At 40.0% G+C, this 15,618-nt stretch carries 12 protein-coding genes; 8 read left to right on the top strand and 4 right to left on the bottom strand.

The window, feature by feature from the left end; genetic code table 11:
• The first annotated feature begins 314 nt into the window (after window positions 1–314).
• From ACQKNS_RS20980 to ACQKNS_RS20970, 3 genes are all read left to right on the top strand, one after another.
• The gene (locus tag ACQKNS_RS20980; protein WP_427645197.1) at window positions 315–1,277 is read left to right on the top strand and encodes a sensor domain-containing diguanylate cyclase; all 963 of its coding nucleotides are present in this window, start codon (window positions 315–317) and stop codon (window positions 1,275–1,277) included.
• A 313-nt stretch (window positions 1,278–1,590) separates the two neighbouring features.
• On the top strand, window positions 1,591–2,796 hold the full coding sequence (locus ACQKNS_RS20975) for an MFS transporter (protein ID WP_427645196.1): 1,206 nt from the start codon (window positions 1,591–1,593) through the stop codon (window positions 2,794–2,796).
• 172 nt (window positions 2,797–2,968) lie between these two features.
• Complete coding sequence (locus ACQKNS_RS20970; protein WP_427645195.1) at window positions 2,969–7,630, top strand: hypothetical protein; 4,662 nt, start codon at window positions 2,969–2,971, stop codon at window positions 7,628–7,630.
• A 517-nt stretch (window positions 7,631–8,147) separates the two neighbouring features.
• On the opposite strand, the gene ACQKNS_RS20965 is transcribed toward ACQKNS_RS20970, so the two are convergent.
• The gene (locus ACQKNS_RS20965; RefSeq protein WP_427645194.1) at window positions 8,148–9,074 is read right to left on the bottom strand and encodes a hypothetical protein; all 927 of its coding nucleotides are present in this window, start codon (window positions 9,072–9,074) and stop codon (window positions 8,148–8,150) included.
• A 247-nt stretch (window positions 9,075–9,321) separates the two neighbouring features.
• On the opposite strand from ACQKNS_RS20965, the gene ACQKNS_RS20960 reads away from it, so the two are divergent.
• The 5 genes from ACQKNS_RS20960 to ACQKNS_RS20940 all read left to right on the top strand — a co-directional run bounded on the left by ACQKNS_RS20960 (window position 9,322) and on the right by ACQKNS_RS20940 (window position 13,408).
• Window positions 9,322–9,552, top strand: coding sequence for an excisionase family DNA-binding protein (locus ACQKNS_RS20960; protein ID WP_283900766.1), 231 nt, complete (start codon window positions 9,322–9,324; stop codon window positions 9,550–9,552).
• Between the two features lie 220 nt (window positions 9,553–9,772).
• Window positions 9,773–10,792, top strand: coding sequence for an AI-2E family transporter (locus ACQKNS_RS20955; RefSeq protein WP_427645193.1), 1,020 nt, complete (start codon window positions 9,773–9,775; stop codon window positions 10,790–10,792).
• A gap of 340 nt (window positions 10,793–11,132) precedes the next feature.
• Window positions 11,133–11,954, top strand: a complete 822-nt coding sequence (locus tag ACQKNS_RS20950) for a basic amino acid ABC transporter substrate-binding protein (protein WP_427645192.1) — start codon at window positions 11,133–11,135, stop codon at window positions 11,952–11,954.
• 78 nt (window positions 11,955–12,032) lie between these two features.
• Window positions 12,033–12,689: an amino acid ABC transporter permease gene (locus ACQKNS_RS20945; protein WP_427645191.1), complete on the top strand. Its 657-nt coding sequence runs from the start codon at window positions 12,033–12,035 to the stop codon at window positions 12,687–12,689.
• Complete coding sequence (locus tag ACQKNS_RS20940) at window positions 12,686–13,408, top strand: amino acid ABC transporter ATP-binding protein (RefSeq protein ID WP_427645190.1); 723 nt, start codon at window positions 12,686–12,688, stop codon at window positions 13,406–13,408. The genes ACQKNS_RS20945 and ACQKNS_RS20940 overlap by 4 nt, the downstream gene beginning before the upstream one ends.
• Before the next feature lie 62 nt (window positions 13,409–13,470).
• Here the strand turns inward: ACQKNS_RS20940 and ACQKNS_RS20935 are convergent, their stop codons facing one another.
• From ACQKNS_RS20935 to ACQKNS_RS20925, 3 genes are all read right to left on the bottom strand, one after another.
• Window positions 13,471–13,842, bottom strand: a complete 372-nt coding sequence (locus ACQKNS_RS20935; RefSeq protein ID WP_427645189.1) for a hypothetical protein — start codon at window positions 13,840–13,842, stop codon at window positions 13,471–13,473.
• Window positions 13,843–14,002: 160 nt separating this feature from the next.
• The gene (cidR, locus tag ACQKNS_RS20930; RefSeq protein WP_427645188.1) at window positions 14,003–14,884 is read right to left on the bottom strand and encodes a cidABC operon transcriptional activator CidR; all 882 of its coding nucleotides are present in this window, start codon (window positions 14,882–14,884) and stop codon (window positions 14,003–14,005) included.
• 165 nt (window positions 14,885–15,049) lie between these two features.
• Entirely contained in the window at window positions 15,050–15,511 is a 462-nt protein-coding gene (locus ACQKNS_RS20925; protein ID WP_427645187.1) for a universal stress protein, read from the bottom strand.
• Between the last annotated feature and the right edge of the window lie 107 nt (window positions 15,512–15,618).

The following is a 15,618-nucleotide window of genomic DNA, read 5'->3' as shown; positions in this document are numbered from 1 at the left end:
CCAATTTAGAAATGAACCATAAACAGATGCCAATATTTATTGCAACAAAGTATGGACCGGCTGAAGAGGAATAAACTCGTCGCCGATAATAAAGTTAATGCCATTGGTTCTTCCGTTTTTCATTTTATCATAGAGTGGGCAATTTGCTGGAAGCCGTCCCCTTTCTAAGAAAATATATTAATAGTTTTCCCTTTAAGTTGCTTAGAATTATAATATGGAAAGGATAATTATGTTAAAGGTAATGAGTGTAAGTCCGCCATCAAATCTACGGAAAAGATTTTAATGAAATGACTTCAAAGTATGGGGGCTGTAGAATGAAATGCAATAAGTTGTCATTGGATATATTTAAATGTATGATCTTCACTCGCAAGAAAAGGGAAAAGGATTATCAGAAGAAAGGGTTCGAAGAGCAAAAAAGGGTTTTTAATATAGTGGAAAGTTCTAAAGATATTATCTACTGCTACGAATCAATCCCAAGCTCCAAGTTCAGGTATCTAAGTCCATCCATCAATGCACTTCTAGGTCAAGGCGTCTTGGAAGAAGCATACAATGACCCTGCCTCGCCTTTTGAAAGGATTCATCCTGATGACTTTGATATCCTAAATGAAAAGATTTACGTTGGGATTGATTATACTAAGCCAGTCATTCAACGCTGGATGGATATCGAGGGGAATTATTCGTGGTTCGAGGAATATGCTACACCTATATATGAAAAAGAGCAATTGGTAGCCGTTCAGGGAATCATTCGGAATATTGATGAAAGAGTGAAGTTCATACAGGATATGGAGTATCAAATGTCCCATGACCCATTAACGAATATCCATAATCGACAGTTTTTCGATAATATATCCGCCAAATCCAACCTTGATTTTGACACTCCGGTTGCCATGATATTGTGTGATCTGGATGAGCTGAAATTTATGAATGATACGTATGGTCATAAGATAGGGGATGAATTGATTAAAGAAGCGGCCAATCTATTGAAACGGATTTTCTCGGACATCGCCGTCGTAGCGAGAGTGGGAGGGGATGAGTTTGCCATTCTGCTGATTGATAGAAGCAAGCGAGAAGTAGAATCTCTTTGTGAATTATTAAAGGAAGAAATCCTTCTGCAAAACTCCCTAAAAAAAGGCCCTCACATCAGTATGTCATTCGGGAATGCTTACCGTTCGCATTCCAAAGGGAATATGGATAGCTTATTCAGGGAAGCGGATCAAAAAATGTTTCAAGATAAACGGCGAAGAAAAGAACAGGAACTCGTTCGGGCGGGGAGATGAAAGATAGGGGTACAAAGCTAGGGCAAGCCCACCATTCCTCACCAGCAGAATGGTTGATATAATGGAATTTTGAACTAAAACGATTCGCTGTAAGAATGATGAATAGAAAGCCTGGCGAACCTAAATCGTTAGGTTGCATAAAGAAGGTAAGTGGACGGAAACGAACATATCGGCATTTCGTTATGAAGGGGGAGCCCAGTGTCATACTGGGCTTTTATTTATATATATTTAGGTATACGAAATAAATCATTCGCTTATTTTAACCAATTTTAGTAAACTGGCATTGACTATTTTAATTAGAAGGTGAAGGGATATGAGGGAAACCTTAATGGATGAACGGGTAAGAGGCACTGATAAAATCTGGACACGTGATTTCATCATGATCTGTTTGGCAAATATGTGCATCTTCATGGGGTTTCAAATGACGATGCCGACCCTCCCGCTATTTGTTGAGCAGCTTGGCGGTGACGACCGCCTGGTGGGGGCTGTCCTTGGAATCTTCACTTTTTCGGCCTTGCTTGTTCGGCCAATTGCCGGCAGATTATTGGAGACGAAGGGAAGACGCATCGTTTTTTCAGCCGGGTTAGCCATTTTTGCATTGTCCGTGGGTTCCTTCGGGTTTATGGGGAGCATCGGCCTGTTATTCATGATGAGGATTGTACAGGGCGTCGGATGGGGATTTTCTTCAACGGCATCAGGAACGATTGCTTCCGATATAATCCCTGCGAAACGGCGTGGCGAGGGAATGGGGTATTATGGATTATCGGGTAACCTAGCACTTGCCTTCGGGCCATCATTGGGTCTTTTTCTAGTTACCGTCATACCGTTCCAAGAGCTGTTTTTGATCTGCTCATTATTAGGTTTGTTTGCCATCATTGCGGCATCACTTATTCGGTATCAAAAAGTGGAAAGTGATCCTTCGGCGGCTGTCAGGGCCAAAAGGTTTGATGTATATGAAAAAAGTGCCCTTCAGCCATCTTTGCTCATTTTCTTCATCTCTGTTACATTCGGTGGAATTGCAACCTTTCTTCCGCTATATACAGCGGAAAAAGGTGTAGATGGCATTCAGTGGTACTTTTTAGTATATGCAATGGCCCTCATGGTCACGAGATTATTCGCAGGGCGATTATATGACCGAAGGGGACATCGAGCGATATTCGTGCCTTCAACATTACTCATCATGGTTGGGATGCTGCTGCTTGCGTGGATGCCGAGTGAAGCGGTCCTTTACATTGCAGCAGTGCTTTATGGATTTGGATTCGGTTCTGTCCAGCCGGCGCTTCAGGCATGGTCGATTGAAAAGACGCCACCAAATCGGAAGGCGATGGCGAATGCAACATACTTTTCATTTTTCGATCTTGGAGTGGGCATAGGTGCCATTGTGTTCGGGCAAATAGGCTTCCTCTTCGGCTATAGGAGCATCTATATCACGGCAGCCGCCTCGATTTTCATTTCAATGATCGTTTATTTGTGCATCATCAGGAGCGAGGATAAAGTAAAATCAATGGAAAGACGTTGAATGGCTTCAATAGAAGTCATTCTTTTTTTGAGTCAGGATGAATATGACTGGCTTCCTTGTTCATCAGTGCATCATCCTTAATATATATATAATGGAAAAACTTTGTTATTATCGAAAAGAGAATATACATAAGATGATAGAAGGTCTTTTTAAAAGGAAGGGGAATCTTGGGATGAATGATTCTTCAAACGAAGAAATGACAATAGAAAGTAGGAAGCGTGTCTTCCAAGAAGAGCTGGATGTTTTATGGGAAAGGCGGCTCATCCCTAAATCAGATTATATCCGGATTAGCAGGGCATATAATCGGCATTTCCAATTAGCCCTCCATGAACAAAAGCGATTAGAGCATGAAAAAAGGAAATCCATCCAAGGGCATGAAACGATTATCGGTGAAAGTGCCGAGGTGCGTGTACAAGATAGCCTGATTGAAGAATCTTCATTGAAATTACGTGAATCCAGCAGAATGAACGATTCGATAATGAAAGATGAGAAGACCTCGTATGAAACCAAGAAATCAGCTTTGGAGGAAAGTCTTGAACCTGTCAAGAAAATCACCGATGGGAAACCTGTTATTCAAAAGAAAGTAATCAAGCGGGAAAAACCGGTAAAACCGAAGAAAACGCCTGAGCAAATCAGGGAACGGAATATCTCTGTCATCCTGCTCACGGGGGTCATATTGCTTCTGTTCGGCGGGTTGATTTTAGCAACTTCCTCATGGGGGAATCTGAATGCGGTCCTGAAAGTTTTCTTCATTGGAATGGTTTCCGTCATTTTTGCAGGAATGGCCTTCATCGCTTCAAAGCTGAAAATTGAACAGACCGCTTTTGCATTCCTGACGCTAGCGGGTTTATTCATTCCGATTACGATTTTATCCGCTTCATACTATCGGATTTTTGGAGAGTACCTTTCACTTAATGGTGGAGGGAGGGGGCTACTGGGGTTTCTAGGGGGATTACTCTGCTTAGCGATTTATTGTAAGATTGCTGACCACTTTAAGTCGAAAATATTCATTTTCATTTCGATATTCACGTTTGGCATTACCTGCTATTTCGGATTGGCCTTTTTGACTCCGACTATGGAGTGGATGTTTTTAGCGATTGGCATTCTTAATTTAATACTGTTATGGAATATTGAGGAATTGAAAAATCAACAAGCTTTAACGTTATTCAAACCATTCATTTTTCAATTCATCCAGTTTAAGATCATCGTGGAAGCCTTTGTGATCCTGACGTTATTTTCAAGTAACTTGGTGTACTCGCTTACGTTGATGGTCTTTTCCGTGTTGTTTTTAATTTTTTCGGTCAAGTTCCAAAAAAAATATTATGAAATGGCTTTTAGTGCCGTTTTCACTTATGGATATATCCATTTAATCTTTAACTCATTTTTGAGTGAATACATGGTCATTGCTTTTGCACTTGTACCAATCATTTTTACTATGCTATCAAAATATCTGGCTACATCCAAACTGACTAAGCTTTCCAGGAATTTCATGTTCACCAGTTTGATTGAGTGCGGGATCGTTTTCTTATATAGCAACGCGATGGTGTACCAGGAGAACTATGCGCAAATATTCATCGCGCTCATGATAGTTTCCGCTCAGCTTGTCCATGTTTCCCTTCAATCGAAAAATTCAAGCTTCACATACCCGGCTGTTGTTGTTTTCGATTTAGCGTTCCTGTATCTTTTCTTTGCTTTGCCAGTCTCTTTTTCTACCATTTTAAATCTTGTTTTCGTTCTTCAGGTCATTCAATACGTTGGAGTATATTTATTTAACCGTCACCCAAGGTACAGCCTTTTTAAAAAGAGTATCTTACTTATCTGCCCGATGATCATGTTAGTGATACTGTCCAGTAAATTCAGCGAAATGGATTGGCTTGCAGTTAGTGCCGCGCTCGCCACGATTTCGGTGCTTTTCTTCATCACATATATAAAAGACGAATCAAAGCATATGAAGGAAAACGCCGTATTCGGATTTCCAATCTCTTTCGTACTGGCTTTGGGTGCTTTCTATTCATATTTGTTGGAGAGTTTAGAGTGGGTCCGGTCAAATATAACGCTCAGCGTCTATTTAATGGGGGTTTCACTGATTTCCATGGGTGCAGCTTATACATTTAAAAGGGGTTATCATAAATTCTTTCCTATTTTTGCATATAGCGCACAGATTCTTTCCTTCCTTTCCTTGGCATCGATTCCATTCGATTCCTTGAAGCCTTTGGAGGAAAGCGGAGTCATTGCCATAGCTACGGCTATAAACGGCTGGTCCGTCCATATACATCGGAAGCACATATTCTGGGTGCCTGTCGTGATTACAAGTGCCAGCCTATATGCTTCCCTTTACGATGTTTTTGATTTAAGTTCAATGGCATGGAAGATTGCGTTTGTGCTGCTAGGTCCTATTATCTTTTTCCTTTTAGGAGAATGGCTTGGGAAACATTCGGAAAAAGGAAAATTGTACTTCCAATATACTAGTCACCTTGCCAATTTACTGGCTATTCCCGTTGGATATTTGCTTATTGTTCATACGGAAAGTTCACCGTTCCTATATGCTGCACAACTGGTGATTTATATTTTGAGTGCCTTAAGGGCAGATGTGAAATGGGAAAAATACGTTTTTACGTACCTAGGGTTTTCAACCCTTTTCCTACAGGTCCATTTATTTTTTGCAAACGGGGGGCAAACGGCATTCATTACATCAATATCCATGATGATAACAGCAGGGATCATAACCATTCTTTGGTCGGTTTCCAATGAGAATTGGAAAAGAGTCATGGAGTATTATCTTATTCCATTCATTCATTTAGGGATAAGCATATCCATATTGGAAACGGCAATCCGGGATTTTCCGCTTAACAGGGAATTGGTCTGGTTAGGAGTGATGACTGTACAGTTCTTGTTTGCCTGGTATCTGCTCATGAAAAGGAATTGGCGGAATTATGTTGTGTTTCCTCTAAGCCTGGCGTTCATTTTCTATAAAATGTATGTAAATACATTACCTTTGGGAATGGCGATTGTCGTATTGCTTGTATGCATGTCTGTGATGGTGATGGCAAGCAGACGCCATTTCAAAGGATTAGTCAACCAAGAGGGAACGAAAAGAGTCATTGATTATCATCGGATTTTTGGCTTCTTATATCTGTGCACGCTGAATCTGGAAGTGTTTATGAGCGATACAGGTTCTGCAATTTTGGGGATTTTTGTCTCCTTGCTGTTGCCTGGCTATTTCATCCTTATGGGAAGATTCACAATCCATATGAATGAAAAAAGCATTTACACGGGAATTGCGGCCATCATCGGACTTTTCCCGTTCATCAATATCATGGACTTTGCCCATGCACTCCCAATCAGCACGAGATTGGCGCTTCTGTTTAGCTGTATGGCAGGAATGCTGTTGTTAAGCAGGCTATATTCTAGCCGGTTACTCAAGAAAAACGGATCAGGCATCGTCAGCTTTGATCCTTTCAGGATCTATGGTTTATTCTTTTTGATCGATATGAATGTGGAGGTTTTTAATGATACTGAACATCAGTTACTCCAAGTCTTTGTATCGCTTCTGTTAACCGCTTTTTTCATTTTCCTAAGCAACTTGACAGCGGAAAATCCAAAAAGGAAAATCTATACGAATATTGCTGCACTAGTCAGTCTGTATCCCTTCCTAAACATCGTCGGCTATGCCGACAGCCTATCGCTTGAAATGGGAATGATGTTCCTTTTCGGCTGTATGTCAGGGATGCTGCTTTTAAGCCGGCGTTATTTCGATGGTTTAATCAAAAGGGAAGAAACAGGCATTTCCCTCGATGCATACAGGATATATGGCCTGCTGTTTTTACTTGCCATGAATAGGGGAATTCGAGTAACTGAAACATCAAACCAGTTACTCGAGGTTTTCGTCTCGCTCTTGATTCCGGTTTACTTCATCTTGATTGGAACTTTCACAAAGGATGTAAAGGAAAAGGGCATCTACGTTTGGCTGACGGGAATACTCAGTTTGTATCCGTATTGGACCATCATCATGTACGCGGACACATTACAGCCTTTCGTTGGAGCGGCAGTCCTTTTTGGATGTACGGCCATGATGGTACTGCTAAGCAGGAAGTTCTTTATAGGCCTACTTGATAAAGGCGGGGCGGGATTTCAATTGGATTTTTACAGAGTCTATGGTCTGTTGTTTCTCCTTGCCATGAACATGGATGTCTTGAGGGGGGAATCAGCACATTTCATTTTGGAAATCTTCGTGGCACTTCTGATTCCGGCCTATTTTATTTTGATGAGAAGCACGACTATAGGGGTGGGGGAAAGAAAATTCCAATTGGCTGCAGCGATATTGTTCAGTTTACATCCTTATTGGGTCATTGTCGATCTGCTAACGATACCTCCTGTACTTGAGGAGGAGGTGAATATCCTGCCGCTGTTCATAGTCAGCACCACCCTGCTGAGGAAAGTCTTTACTAAAGGCAAAATCACACAATATATTGAGAGTGGCATTGTTTTTCTCTTGTTTTCAGCCTTGATCATTGATGCAATGGCAGGAAACACCTTATATGATGCGCTCATTATCGGAACTGTGTCATTGGCTGCCATGCTCTTTGGATTCATGATGAAATACAAATCCTATTTCATCGTTGGAACCGGGACCATTTTATTCAATGTCTATATCAATACCAATTCGATGTGGGGCGAGATGCCATGGTGGCTATATTTAATCATCGGCGGAGGGCTGCTTATCGGAATTGCCTCCTTCTTTGAATGGAAAAAACAAAAAGACAACCGGACATCGAAGGAGGTACTTGATAAAAACAAACAAAGGATCAAGAATTGGTTCAATCGGTGGAATTAATGAAGAGGGAAGGTGAATGCTTCAGAGGCCCAATCACTTAACATTGGACGAAATATTAAAGGGGTTCGGAATATATAAATTCCGACCCCCTTTTGTCTACAAACCGAGAGAACTTAAAAGCTCTCTTTCTCTGCTTCTATTTTTTTTATTTCCTCTTCCCAATCATGAATTTCTATTTCCCACTGATCTATATTAGTTTATAAAACATTAATTAAAAATGGTGAAAGGACTTTTCTATATTGTTCTAATTCTTGAATTAATTTCACCCGATCTTCAGTTAAACCTTGCACTAATTTTTTTTGCTTTCCAAATTTGCATATACAAAAACTGGCCTGAATTTAGAATCACTCTTACTTTTTATGGAGCTGGTTTTGAAGTCTTTCAAAACATCTGGGATTAAGTTTGTGAAGAATTAGTAGAAATCCATTATGAGGACATCATCAAACTCAAAAACCACTCTGAAAGCATACTGAGTGGTTTTATCGCGTTTATTCAAATGTTTCTCCAAGCGAAAGGCTCAAGACGAACAAGAACTGCATGAAGAACAGCTTGAAGAGGAATCGGAACTGCTGTCATGGGAACCGTTATGACCACCATGATCGGCATGGCCGGATCCCGAGGAAACAGTGCTCGGTTCATTCCCGAAAATATCTTTGAAATCGCTGTCAAAGTCATCGGTGCTTGCATAAGTGAAATAGGCAGGAGCTGCGTAATCCGTTTGGTCGTACGTTTTCCGCCAATTCAATTCTGTCATGGGGCGATTTTCTTTAAATCGGGAAGTGAAAGATTCAAAGGTACGTTCCGCTTGTATACTTGTCGGTTTCCTCATATATTTCTCCTTTAACTGCTCCAGCTCTAACGTTTCATAATCGCGGAGAAGCGTTTGCCCTTTATCATGTTTGAAAAATTTTCCCCACCTTTGAATGGAATGGGAGTCCACCGTAAATAGCTGTACATAGTAAAAGTCAAATAGAGTTCGCTCTTCGGGTTTGAATACAGGTTCTGAATGAGGATTGTGCTGAATGGTCCTGCCGATGAAAGCCTGGCAAAACTCATCATATTCCCGTCTATATTTCAGCATGATATGCCACAACTCATCGATGACTGTATTAAACATTTCAACTTTTCCAAACACTGCAGCCATGATCAAGTAGCGTTTCAATTCCCGCCATGCCAGATTGACCTTTATCTGTGATTCCCGTGGATGCTTCTGGCGGAATTCAGTGTTGACTTTTTCCATATAGTCGAAATCCAGTGCTTTATTAAGCTTTTCTATCAATGCTTCTGAAACGATTTCCGTTGCATGCAGATCTAAAGTTTCAGCATGATATTTACGGAATTCTTTTTGATAGCGTTCTAATTTAGCCGGTTCACCTAGCCCTTTAACAAAATTGACCAGCAAAACAGCAAAAATTGCCGCAAGAATGACATAAAAGAAAGTCATTATTGTCCACTCCTCTTAATATATCGATATATTACTTTAACATTATCTTACATGTTATTGGGAGTGATTGTAAGTTTTTTGGCCAAAATGTTCCACTGACGGAATTCATTTAAGCTGTTGAGGTTGCATGCCAAAACCTGAATCGTTTTTGACTTTGCTTGTCATTCAAGGGATTTTCAATCAAAAACCAAGCACTTCAAATAATTCCCCATATCTAGTATAGTTAGAGGTGAAAAGGGGTGAAGGCATGTACTTGACAGTAAAAGAGACTGCGGAATATTTATCGATGCCGGAATCTTATATAGAAAGTTTGATCGTTCAAAATAAAATTCGTACCGTTCATGATGGTGAGCAGCATTTGATTTTTAAAGATCAGTTTAATATGCATCTTGAACAGATGGAGAAGTATAAGAAGGAATTAGCGGATTATTATAACGAACCCATCCCCGAAGATATCGATGTAAAGGATGAAGATTAGCATCTGCCGATTCGGCAGATGCTTTTTCATGCAGAAATGGCTTGGAATTTAAGAGGAGAATTTTCCAAAAAGGGCAAAATACATCTCCATCTGGGTCTTACTGATCATCCAAATAATTTTTGTTGTCAATGGAAGGTAATTGTAGTAGAATTCCTCAATTCCGTGTAAAATGAAAGATAAAGGAATTATAACGGCAGAACGGTAGTTAGGAGATAGGTAAGTGGTAAAAGAGTATTTGCAAAGCGAAGGTTTTTCAAGGTTAATTACATTAATTGTGTTAGTCCTCTTTTTAATAAGCATCGGTAGTATGGTTAATATCGTGCTATTCACATTTGTTTTCACTTTCCTGATGGGAAGGCTGGAGCAATTTATCATGATTCGGCTGAATAAAGTGATGCATATCAACTCCAAGGTTGTTATAAGCTTTTTATATGTAGTCGTCATTTCTTGTTTAGCCATCGTACTTTATAAATATCTACCGGTCATTACACTGCAATTCACGGAATTAGTGACACAGATCGTTTTCTTCTTTCAACATCCACCAGATAGTAGGGTCATTCAATATGCCATTAATATAATGAACGAGCTGGAATCGCCGCTCGATCTTCAAAAACAGATGAATACACTCTATCTTTATATATCCGATTTCGGTAAACTGGCATTTCAAATTTTCATTTCCATGTTGCTTAGTCTATTTTTCTTATTGGAAAAAGATAAAATCATTCGTTTCACTTCTAAATTCAAGCGGGCCAAGTTTAAATCTTTCTTTATAAACTTAAGCCACTTTGGCGTCAAATTCATCAATTCATTCGGAAAGGTGATTGAGGTCCAGTTCTTGATAGCCATCACGAATGCTGTCCTATCCGTAACTTTTTTATGGATTCTTGGCTTCCCTCAGTTGCTCGGTCTAGGAATCATGATTTTCTTCCTGGGTTTGATTCCGGTTGCAGGGGTCATCATCTCCCTCATTCCGCTTAGCATGATTGCCTATAGTATTGGCGGCATGCCCAAAGTGATTGCTGTATTAATCATGATTGTTGTGATCCATGCAATTGAAAGCTATATTTTAAATCCGAAATTCATGTCGGCAAAAACGAATCTTCCAACATTTTTCACCTTCATCATCCTATTGTTCTCCGAGCATTTCCTTGGGATATGGGGATTGATCATCGGAATACCGATCTTCATCTTCCTGTTGGATATGTTGGATATTGAAGAGGGGAATATGGAAGTCCCATAATAATCATCCGAGCAGCGGCCACGCTATTATGGCTGCTGCTTATTTTTGTTCTATTAAACCTTTTGAAAGATGGCGCTAACTTTTTCAATATAATATCCATTAATTCGAGTAAAGGGGAAAAGGGTTCATCTTTCCCTATTAGAGCATAGTTACGTTTTTGATTTACCAAGTTAATTGATTAAAATTTTATTTTACTAAAGTTATTTATCGACTTTTTATTGCATAAAAAAACAAATAAACGTATAATATTCTTAAAAGAATAAACTGAAAGTTCTCTAAAGTTAGATTTATCTGTTTTTTTAAAAAAAAGAGAGTTTACGAGAGAGAAGAGGGGATTATTTTGAAAAAGGTTTCTTTTTTAGTGTTTGCCATGGTTGCTTCTTTGTTCCTAGTCTTGACAGGATGCGGGAAGGATAAGGAAGTCTCGACAACTGGCAAAGAAGAAGAGTCCAATGGGAAAACACTCAGGGTCGTGACGGACGCCAACTATGCTCCATTTGAATATCTTGAAGGAGATAAGGTTGTAGGATTCGATGTTGATTTCATCAATGCCGTTGCAAAAGAAGCGGGTTATGAAGTTAAAGTGGAAAGTGTTGGTTGGGACCCGATCTTTGTTGAAATCGAAGGTAAGAGAGCGGATGTCGCCATATCTGCGATTACAGTGAATGACGAAAGAAAACAATCTTATGACTTCTCTGTTCCGTATTTCCTATCCACAAATAAGATTCTCGTTCCTGAGAATAGTGATATAAAATCAGGGGATGAATTGAAAGGAAACGTCATTGCCGTACAGACTGGGACTACTGGACAGGAAGCGGTAGAGAAACTCCTTGGAAAGAATCACAAGGATATCAAAAAATTCGAAAATAATAACCTGGCCATTCAGGAATTACTAAAAGGCGGAGCTTCCGCTGTCGTAGCTGATAATACGGTTGTTGAAGAATATGTGAAAAATAACCCCGATCAAAAACTGAAGGTCGTTGAAGATAGCAAAAGCTTCAATGAGGAGTTTTATGGTCTTATGTTCCCAAAAGGCAGTGAATTGAAATCGGAGTTCGATAAAGCAGTGAATGCCATTTATGAAAATGGGAAATATGCAGAAATCTATAAAGAGTGGTTTGGTACTGATCCAGATATTGAAACGTTGAAAGCACAACAATAAAATCAAATGGATAGTAAAAGATTGCGTAACTTTACGTGTGAAGTTACGCAGTTTTTTTGGTCTTAGGAGGGAAACAAAATGAGTTTTCGCTGGGATATTATTTTTGAATATGCTCCTTTCTTATTAAAAGGAACGTTGCTTACAATAGGGCTGTCGGTTTCCTCCATCCTCATCGGAACTTTTTTGGGGTTATTGGTCGGTTTAGGGAAAATCATGAGAAACAAAGTGCTGGCCTTTCCATTTTACTGCTATGTCACGGTTTTTCGCGGAACACCGCTTTTAGTTCAAATCTTTTTAATCCATTTTGGAATTGTGCCCTTTTTTACTGGGGAAACGAATGCAGTAACTGCCGGTGTCATTGCTTTATCTTTAAATGCAGCCGCATATATTGCCGAAATTTTCCGGGCGGGCATTCAATCCATCGATAAAGGGCAAATGGAAGGGGCGCGTTCTTTGGGAATGACCCATATCCAAACGATGATACATGTTGTATTGCCCCAAGCTTTCAAACGAATGATTCCCCCGTTAGGAAATGAATTCATCGTATTATTGAAGGATTCATCCCTGCTTTGTGTCATTGCAGCCCCGGAATTGATGTATTGGGGGAAAGCGATGGGGAGCCAGTACTTTAAAGTGTGGGAGCCATACTTGGCATGTGCCTTCATCTATTTATTCCTGACCCTCATTTTAAGTTTCATATTAAATAGACTCGAAAGAAGGTTGAAAACAGAATGATCAAGGTGGAAAATCTAAAGAAGTCATTTGGCGAAAATGATGTATTGAAAAATATCAATGCAATCGTTTCCCCTCGGGAAGTGGTCGTGGTGATTGGTCCTTCTGGGTCGGGTAAATCCACTTTCCTCAGGTGTATCAATCAACTTGAAACGATAACGGGAGGCCATATTTTCATTGAAGGGCTTGATACGACAGACAAGAAGGTCAATATCAATAAAGTCCGGACGGAAGTTGGCATGGTATTTCAGCATTTCAACTTATTTCCACATAAGACTGTTCTTGAGAATATCATGCTTGCGCCTATAAAGGTCCGCAAAATATCCAAAGAACAGGCTTCCCAAAAAGGGATGGAACTTCTTAAGAAAGTGGGACTTGCCGAGAAAGCGAACGCATATCCTGATTCATTATCGGGGGGACAAAAGCAACGCGTGGCAATTGCCAGGGCATTGGCGATGGAGCCCAAAATCATGTTATTCGACGAGCCGACTTCCGCTCTAGATCCGGAAATGGTCGGTGAAGTTCTTGAGGTCATGAAGCAACTGGCTAAGGAAGGCATGACCATGGTAGTTGTGACCCATGAAATGGGGTTTGCAAAAGAAGTTGGAGATCGCGTGATTTTCATGGACGAAGGTTATATTATTGAAGAAAATATTCCGAGTGAGATTTTTAATAATCCCCAGCAGGAAAGAACTAAAGCCTTTTTGAGTAAAGTGCTTTAATACACGTAAAGAAAAAAACCTTCCATTAAGGGAGGTTTTTTCTCTGAGCATATCAGGGGGCTTCATTTGATATATGAAGCCCCTAAAAGCGATTCAGGGCTTTTACCGAGCACGAGCATACTGATTTTGGCATATCCAATATTTTTAATTTGGGAGAAGGTCCGAAGTAATACCTGGATATTCGGATCATCCTTTAACTTTTGAACTTCCTCTTTATATAATCCGATAACGGAGGGCATAACGAATTCAGGGGTGTATTCGTTTGGGTTTTCATCCATGATTAAAGTGCCCATAAATTGATATTTAAATTGAAGAGCCCGTGTTAAGGCAACGACATGGAGCAGTTTAATAAATAGTTCGGGGTATGAATATCTAATTTTTTCCAGAGCTTCTTCTGTTGCCTGTAACTCATCGACACTAGATAAAGTGATCATGAATATCTCCTTTTTAGAATATATTGGATCTATCAGCTTTTACCGTACTTTTTACTTATACTAGTCTACCCCCGCCGTAACGCCTTGTAAAATGGTTAGATGTTATCATGTGCATAACCCAAATCTATGATAGTGCTTACATTAATCATTAGATGATTCACTACTTATGAGACAGCGCGTCCCTCGTATATTTCAGCCATTCTTTTGCAGCGCATGAAAGGTAATGGTCCTTACTCCATATAAATCCCAGATTCCAGCTGATGGAGGGGTTTTTAACCTTGATTGTCTTTACGCGCTCATCATGGCGGCATAAACTTTCCGGTAATAGGGCTACGCCAAGTTTACAGTAGACCATTTCCTCAATAAAATCCCAGCGTGAGCTTTCCGTGACGATATGTGGAGAAAAACCAGCTTCATTACAGGATGAAATGATGAGATCCCGAAGGACGTAATCTTTATTGAATAAGATGAAAGATTCTTTTTCCAGGTCGGCCAAATCGATTTCTTCCTTACAAGCATGCGGATGGGTGGGATGAACAATCAAGTTGATGTCTTCTTCCAAGAAAGCAAAATGATGAAAATGTGCGGTGTTGGTTGGCAGGACTATTACTCCTATATCAATTAAGTCATTTTGGACGGATTCTTCTATTTTCTTTGAACCATCCTCTACTAATTGAAAGGTAATATTGGGATAGTCCTCGTGAAAACGGCTAAGAATTCGGGGGAAGAAAGAAGCGTCGATGATCGGCGGCAGCCCAATGCGTATATGTCCTTTTTTTAAGCCTAATAAATTGTCCATTTCCGTTTCTAAATTGTGAAAGGCCTTATCAATCAATTTTGCCTGCTCTAAGACAACCCTGCCTGCATCTGTCAAGATCAGCTGCTTGCGTGAACGATCAAAGAGCTCAACGCCTAGCTCGGTTTCCAGGTTTTTAATCATCTTGCTGATGGTCGGCTGGGTAATGAATAAATGGTCGGCAGCACGAGTGAAGCTATTGAAATTAGTTACCTCTATAAAGTATTGCAAATGTTTAATATCCATTGCGTCACCTGTTATCCTCGTTAAAATTAGTTTCATTTTACCCGTAAACGGAAGTGTTTGTAAAACATGATAAGCTTTGCTTGGGCTTCATGCACGCATGAGTAAGCTGGATTCCTAAAGGGAACCCAGCTTACGACAAGACTGGAAAGAATATCCGCGTGAATTCTATTTGACCAACAAGACGGGCACTGGGGAATGTTGAACGATGTAGTGGCTAACGCTGCCTAGGAATTCCTTGAAACCACTCAATCCGCGGCTGCCCATTATGATAAGGTCACAATTCTGGGATTGTGCATGTTCCAATAAAGACGTGATGGCTGAACCCTCTACGACAAATGTTTGGGATGCATTCGGGATTTCGGATAAAAGCGCTTCCGCTTTTTTTATCACTTCCTTGCCATACTTGAGCATGGATTCTTCAATTTCCTGAAAGGCGTTACCATATATATTTGGTTTGATTGGCAATGTTACAGCGTGAAGCACCTGGATTTCGATGGCGGGATCCAGCTTCGCTAATTCAATCGCTTTTTCTAAAGATTTAAGTGCCAATTCAGATTCATCATAAGCAACTAATATCTTTGAACATAGCATGGATTGATCAGTCCCTTCTTCTAAGAATATACCCATAGTATATCAATTTAAATCTTTCATGCAGTTTCATATATTATAAATTTTGTGAATATTTATTGAAGTTTACGTTAACGTCAATGGTAGAATAAAGGTAAATAATCCCT

The organism is Peribacillus sp. NPDC094092, from assembly GCF_050279365.1.
Taxonomy (GTDB): Bacteria; Bacillota; Bacilli; order Bacillales; family DSM-1321; genus Peribacillus.
The sequence above is the reverse complement of the archived record's forward strand: the minus strand, read 5'-3'. Positions and strand labels throughout refer to the sequence as shown.

What these genes read in the sequence shown, in the direction of transcription:
- ACQKNS_RS20975 (WP_427645196.1), top strand. Translation starts at nt 1,591, where the DNA reads ATGAGGGAAACCTTAATGGATGAACGGGTAAGAGGCACTGATAAAATC.
- ACQKNS_RS20940 (WP_427645190.1), top strand. Translation starts at nt 12,686, where the DNA reads ATGATCAAGGTGGAAAATCTAAAGAAGTCATTTGGCGAAAATGATGTA.
- ACQKNS_RS20980 (WP_427645197.1), top strand. Translation starts at nt 315, where the DNA reads ATGAAATGCAATAAGTTGTCATTGGATATATTTAAATGTATGATCTTC.
- ACQKNS_RS20945 (WP_427645191.1), top strand. Translation starts at nt 12,033, where the DNA reads ATGAGTTTTCGCTGGGATATTATTTTTGAATATGCTCCTTTCTTATTA.
- ACQKNS_RS20935 (WP_427645189.1), bottom strand. Translation starts at nt 13,842, where the DNA reads ATGATCACTTTATCTAGTGTCGATGAGTTACAGGCAACAGAAGAAGCT.
- cidR (WP_427645188.1), bottom strand. Translation starts at nt 14,884, where the DNA reads ATGGATATTAAACATTTGCAATACTTTATAGAGGTAACTAATTTCAAT.
- ACQKNS_RS20925 (WP_427645187.1), bottom strand. Translation starts at nt 15,511, where the DNA reads ATGGGTATATTCTTAGAAGAAGGGACTGATCAATCCATGCTATGTTCA.
- ACQKNS_RS20960 (WP_283900766.1), top strand. Translation starts at nt 9,322, where the DNA reads ATGTACTTGACAGTAAAAGAGACTGCGGAATATTTATCGATGCCGGAA.
- ACQKNS_RS20970 (WP_427645195.1), top strand. Translation starts at nt 2,969, where the DNA reads ATGAATGATTCTTCAAACGAAGAAATGACAATAGAAAGTAGGAAGCGT.
- ACQKNS_RS20965 (WP_427645194.1), bottom strand. Translation starts at nt 9,074, where the DNA reads ATGACTTTCTTTTATGTCATTCTTGCGGCAATTTTTGCTGTTTTGCTG.